At 43.8% G+C, this 5398-nt stretch carries 6 protein-coding genes; 1 reads left to right on the forward strand and 5 read right to left on the reverse strand.

What is annotated here, in order from left to right:
* Positions 1-292: 292 nt before the first annotated feature.
* Together ACWVCM_RS03320 and ACWVCM_RS03325 are read right to left on the reverse strand one after the other, a co-directional pair.
* Positions 293-1114 carry a patatin-like phospholipase family protein gene (locus ACWVCM_RS03320; protein WP_455200287.1) on the reverse strand — a complete coding sequence of 274 codons (822 nt, stop codon included), beginning with the start codon at positions 1112-1114 and terminating at the stop codon, positions 293-295.
* A gap of 86 nt (positions 1115-1200) precedes the next feature.
* Entirely contained in the window at positions 1201-1887 is a 687-nt protein-coding gene (locus ACWVCM_RS03325) for an outer membrane beta-barrel protein (RefSeq protein WP_455200288.1), read from the reverse strand.
* 604 nt (positions 1888-2491) lie between these two features.
* On the opposite strand from ACWVCM_RS03325, the gene ACWVCM_RS03330 reads away from it, so the two are divergent.
* On the forward strand, positions 2492-3133 hold the full coding sequence (locus tag ACWVCM_RS03330) for a hypothetical protein (protein ID WP_455200289.1): 642 nt from the start codon (positions 2492-2494) through the stop codon (positions 3131-3133).
* Between the two features lie 92 nt (positions 3134-3225).
* On the opposite strand, the gene ACWVCM_RS03335 is transcribed toward ACWVCM_RS03330, so the two are convergent.
* The 3 genes from ACWVCM_RS03335 to ACWVCM_RS03345 form a co-directional block, all read right to left on the reverse strand.
* The gene (locus tag ACWVCM_RS03335; RefSeq protein WP_455200290.1) at positions 3226-3504 is read right to left on the reverse strand and encodes a hypothetical protein; all 279 of its coding nucleotides are present in this window, start codon (positions 3502-3504) and stop codon (positions 3226-3228) included.
* Positions 3505-3554: 50 nt separating this feature from the next.
* The gene (locus ACWVCM_RS03340) at positions 3555-4085 is read right to left on the reverse strand and encodes a DUF4136 domain-containing protein (RefSeq protein ID WP_455200291.1); all 531 of its coding nucleotides are present in this window, start codon (positions 4083-4085) and stop codon (positions 3555-3557) included.
* A gap of 240 nt (positions 4086-4325) precedes the next feature.
* The coding region (locus tag ACWVCM_RS03345; RefSeq protein ID WP_455200292.1) for a sensor histidine kinase at positions 4326-5398 on the reverse strand (1073 nt) is incomplete at its 5' end.

The raw sequence follows: 5398 nt of genomic DNA on the forward strand, positions 1-5398 counted from the left end.
CAAGCTGAAACTGGCCAATAAAACTATAGCGAACTGTTTTAACACGTGAGGCCTAATATCCATTTTATTATCGATGAAAAGGAGTATACCATCTGGAACAGGAAGAAAAAGACGAGGCAGATCAATAATAAGCTTGAAACTTTACGCCTATGTTTAATGAAATACAGCAAGCTTACGGGGTCATTTTTTCACTTGTAGCATTTTTGAAAGCAGCGTTGCTCAAGTGATAACTTCCGTTTGGATGACGAAAATTGAGGGGACGAGTGTTTATAGTTTCGCTGACATCAATTCCTTAATCTAACAAACTGGATAGTTGTTCTTTAAATTCATCAATCGTTGGCACTGCTTGATCAAATACCTGATCTATTTTACCAAACTCCAACATACGTACACCGGGTATATCAAATTTGATAAAGATGTTAGGTTTTTGTTGTTTCATTTTTTCCTGCAGCGCCGCTCCCTGCATCACGGTAAATGTTCCCAACACCGATTCAAGCGGCCCAGGTATAGACTGCTCACCCGGCGAGTGAGACTTGCTGACATCAACTGCAATGGTTATGTCTACCTCATCCTGTACCCGGTCATAAGGCACAAGATTCACCACACCCCCGTCCACCAGCACCCGGTCTTGATAAGACACTGGCGCAAACACACCTGGAACTGCCATACTAGCCTGTAACGCAGGTTGTAATTCACCGCTTTCAAAAACCACTTCTTCGGCCGACCAGTAATCCGCGGCAATCACACGAAGCGGAATATTTAATTCTTCAAATGTTCGCTTCTCGATTCCAAGCAATAAAGTTTCAATAAAACCGGTAGCATCAATAAGCCCCTGCGAACCACCAGGAGCCAATGCACGAAACCACTGTAGCAATTCCTGTTTTTTTGCCAGCACATCACTCAAGCTGTCTTTACTGGAAATAAAGTGCTGCCTGACACGTTCTTTTATTTCACCAGGGGAGATACCCGACGAATACATTGCTCCAATAATTGCCCCCATACTGGTTCCCGCAACAATGTCAGGTTTCACTCCCAGATCTTCCATTGCCTCCAGAACTAATATATGGGCCAGGCCTCGAACCCCACCACCACCTAGCGCTATACCTATTCGCATGCGACTATCCCATGTTTTGTAACTAGCATCGCTTAAGCAAGCTGTAAGCGAATGAACATAACAATCTGAGTAAAGCTCATTAAAACTTAAAACAACCACCCGAACTCAAAGCGATAACTGGTAAAGTCAGGTGTACCACTTGCACTGCTTATATCAATCCACTGCTTGCCAATACTGCCGCGAAAGAAAAACGCTCTACCGGCATCATAGCGCAAACCAAGGCTGGTCCCGTAAGAAAATTCTGTCGATCCATAAGTTGGTTGATAAGGCCCGCAAATCCAGCCCCACCAGGGGTCCCACCAACATACGCTACCTGGCGGCCCTGCGGGTATATTGGTATCTATCCATGTCCAGCCAATATTGCCCGTAATATAGGGTGTCAGTTGCTTGTCCATAAAATGGTATATCAAATTAAATCGCGTACTGCTGGTATCCATTCTCCCACCAAAGGTGTCTTTGCTACCATTATCCAGCACACGAGTACCTGTGTAACTCATGGAATTCCAGCCTAAATCAAAATCCAGGGCCAGCTTTTCATTAAAGTTGTAGCCAAAGCCAAACGCCCAGCCCATGTCGCCAACAATATCTGCTTTTGAGCCCCCACCAAAGTCAATAGAAGACGAATTCACATAGTTACCACCAAGGTAGAACTGCCATCGTTCACCACGATCACTGAGTGACCCTGCACCTGCGGCAAAGCTTGCTTTAAGAACGGATAAAAGTATCAGAGTGGTAAAAGTTATTGTGCAAATTTTTTTAGTGTTGTACCGCATAGCGCCCTCCGATGTACAAACCAGCTAAAACAAAAACGAGATCGCCTCTGCCTGCGTTGTAGTCCTCGCGATGATAGCCCTGAGTGTCATCGCGATAGCTCACGCACGCAAAATTTGCGATGACAACTCATTAAATGATTACTGTGGCTTTATCACATAATCCCCTTGATACCAGTAATCTAAAATGGATGCCAGTCGCTGTTAAACAATATTGCACCTTTTTTCGTGCAAATCATCAGCATCAGGGAATAGTAGTACTGAACCACCTCCCCCGTGAAACATCAAGCGCTTATGAATCGTTTCCATTTAGCCGTTCAAGTGAAGCTTTGGATAATATCAATACAGAATGTGAATTATTTGTGAATATTTTAACCGATTGACAAAGTTGTACTTGATCCAGAGTAAGCCTCATCTATAATAAAGTTCCCGTCGTAAAGCACTATGGATCAATTGCTTAACATCACCAAGCCAGGGAAGAACACAGAACAGATAACTACTAATTGCAATGCAAAGCACTTTGTAAGTGATTTGTTTTTGACCATTGTGGCCTTATCAGCTTAGACATACCGGCCGCACTCTAACCACAACGAGGAGACAAGAAACTATGAACAGGCAGTTGTTAAAAATCGTTTTACTCGCAGGCATTTTTGCTTTTGTAGGATGTGATAAGGGAGAAAAAGCAGCAGCGCCTGAAAAAGCTCCTATGGAAGAGAAAGCAGCTCCGGCAGAAACAGCAGCAGCGGCTCCTGAAGAAAAACCATCTGTTAGTGAAGAAGTTCTGATTACGATGGAAGCTACAGTTACCGCCATCAATCAGGAAACACGTGAAGTCACTTTGAAAAATGCAGAAGGCGAAGAAGTAACGATTGTCGCTGATGAAGAAGTACGAAACCTTGCCCAGGTGGAAGTAGGCGATGTCCTCACCATTGAATACCTGGAAGGCGTCATGATCGAGGTAGTTGATCCCGCAACAGAGCTTGGGGCAATGGAAAGTGGCGCTGCTGCCAGAGCTGAGCCAGGCGAAAAACCAGCGGGCGCTATGGTCACTGAAACCAGCATTGTGGTAGAGATAGTAGGCATTGACCTGGAAGCTGAAACTGCGACACTTAAAAATGCGGAAGGTGAAACCAAAACAGTAGTTGCACGCAATCCTGATAACCTGAAAAAAGTTAAGGTTGGCGACAGGGTGATGATCACCTACACAGAAGCTGTTGCTATGACAGTCACTGAAAAGCCAGCGATGTAAATAGCGTACCTGGTAAACTATTTTACCAACAGGGTATGTAAGCAAAAAAGGGCCTGGTGATGCATTTCGCCAGCCCTTTTTTTATTTTGCACTTAGTGCTCTTTTTCGTTCTCCAGGGCTTTTTCCGAAATCTCTTTATACAGATCCAGCATGCGCGATACCAGTGTTTGGTACTCTGGATGTCGCTCGAGGAGAGGTTTAGTTTTAGTAATATCGCCAGTAATTTCTTTCATGAAAGTAATATCAAAATCATCAAGCGGCTCACCCCGATCAACCTTATCTTTCAACTTTAGGGCTCTGGGTAATCTTTGCTTTTCCAGCCTTTCCAATAGCACCGCTATAACACCAGCATCTTCTGATGATCCACTCATAGTCCCCTCCTACTTCCTTAGTCGATTAAAGGGCAATGAAGTTACGTGCTCTATTTGTCTTTTGGAGGAAAGTGTTTAAACAGTTTATTTATTGCTCTTCTGGCAGTTCTATCCCTCAGCTCTGGATCCGTATGCTTAAGCTCCGCCCTTGCGAGCCCTTGCCATACCAGCTCGTTGGTTTTTGCATCAACGATATCCACCAGCAAACTCCCTTCCTCGTACTGGTATGCCTCAAATCCGTAGCCATACGAACCTCGCCAGCCATAACCATAACCCCAATTCACGACATCAACAGCATCTTTAGATTGAACGTGTGTCGCAACTTTAAAATCAGGATCATCGGATTGCTTAAAACCAGACTTCGCCAGCCTGTCATCAATCATCGGTCTGAGCCTTTTCATAATCAGCTCAACTTCAGGACTTTCATCAGGAATTGAAATCCAGGCGTAGGTCTTCAGGGTGGAAAAATCGAATGTTGGATCGTATTCATGCCCGATGGACATTGAACCACACCCAGAGATTGTAAGCAGTAGTGACACGTAAAATAACACAGCACTGGCTGTTGCCCCTGTATTTTTCATAGCAATCTTCCTTTTTATATAATGATTGCGCAAATGTGGCTCAAACAGAAAGAGTTTCCTCACGCAATATTACACCACATAAGGCCTTTGATTCACCCCAATCATAAAAAATTAACGGTTGAAATCACTTCAACATCAGCAATTAGTTTGACGGCAAGTTGCGTGGGATTAAACTAGGCCGGCATTGTGGGCCTATTGCACTGGATTAGCAGGCAAGCAGAAATTCTTTATGGTTTAGATCTAGGCCTGTTCATTGATTCTTTTATCCTGATCGACTGACATTTTATCGTAAGAAGACCTGATATCAAGGAGATTGGCAATGGTATCCTTACGCACTGTATTTACCACGTTATCCAGAATAAGTTTTGACACATCACGACGGCCTGTTCCTGTTTTTTTAACGATATCCGTTAACGCCCGCATATTATCCAGAAAGCCTTTGTATCCTGCTTCTTTAGGATTAATAATGGCCAGCCGAATATTGGATTTATAGACAGCATCCAGGAACAGGGACAATTGTTCATTGCTTTTTGTTACAACATGTACCGGGTCCAACAAAAGCAGGTTTAGCGATGACTTATCAATTAAATCAATAGCCTCGTTTATTTCATGAGCCTGTTTTAAAGATGTTACCAAGCTGGCGTCTTCACTCAGCAGCACCAGGCCTTTGTGCTGTGTGTTCTCATAAAGATTTACCAAACTCAGGAACGGCATATTGGGGAAATACTCATGATAACAGAGCACACTGCCACTGTTTTCAGGGGCGCTAATACTCTCGAGAATGACTGGAATACTCGCATACTGATAGTCGCAATAATGGTTATATAATTCACGGATCGCATTATCATCAAATTCCGCATTACGGATAATGACATCCGGAGAAACAGTCGCCGAGGCCTCAATACCATTTTCGTCAAAGCTAGATCCATTCGCCTCAAAACCTTTATCAATCAGCATCACCTGCAACTTCTGCCTTAGTGAATCCTGGTTCTCAAGAACAAAAACACTGGCCGACCTGTTTCTACGATGGTTAAAGTTACGCAAATTCCGATCGTAAGTTGAGTTTTCCCTTACTATGCGAGGCAGAAAAACTGTAAACACAGTACCTTTATCAATTTCACTATGTACGGTGATATCACCTCCCAATAACTTGGAAAACTGCTTGCTAATTGCCAAACCTAGTCCAGTACCACCTTCCGAGCGACTCCTTGATTTGTCGGCGCGATAAAATCGATCGAATACATACGGGAGCGCTTCTGGAGAGATACCAGGGCCATTATCACGCAGGATCAATATGGCAGCGTTGGAATTAC

The organism is Kaarinaea lacus (assembly GCF_975902315.1).

Excerpts from the sequence above, each read along its gene's own strand:
- ACWVCM_RS03320 (WP_455200287.1), bottom strand. The coding sequence starts at position 1,114 with ATGCGAATAGGTATAGCGCTAGGTGGTGGTGGGGTTCGAGGCCTGGCC.
- ACWVCM_RS03325 (WP_455200288.1), bottom strand. The coding sequence starts at position 1,887 with ATGCGGTACAACACTAAAAAAATTTGCACAATAACTTTTACCACTCTG.
- ACWVCM_RS03330 (WP_455200289.1), top strand. The coding sequence starts at position 2,492 with ATGAACAGGCAGTTGTTAAAAATCGTTTTACTCGCAGGCATTTTTGCT.
- ACWVCM_RS03335 (WP_455200290.1), bottom strand. The coding sequence starts at position 3,504 with ATGAGTGGATCATCAGAAGATGCTGGTGTTATAGCGGTGCTATTGGAA.
- ACWVCM_RS03340 (WP_455200291.1), bottom strand. The coding sequence starts at position 4,085 with ATGAAAAATACAGGGGCAACAGCCAGTGCTGTGTTATTTTACGTGTCA.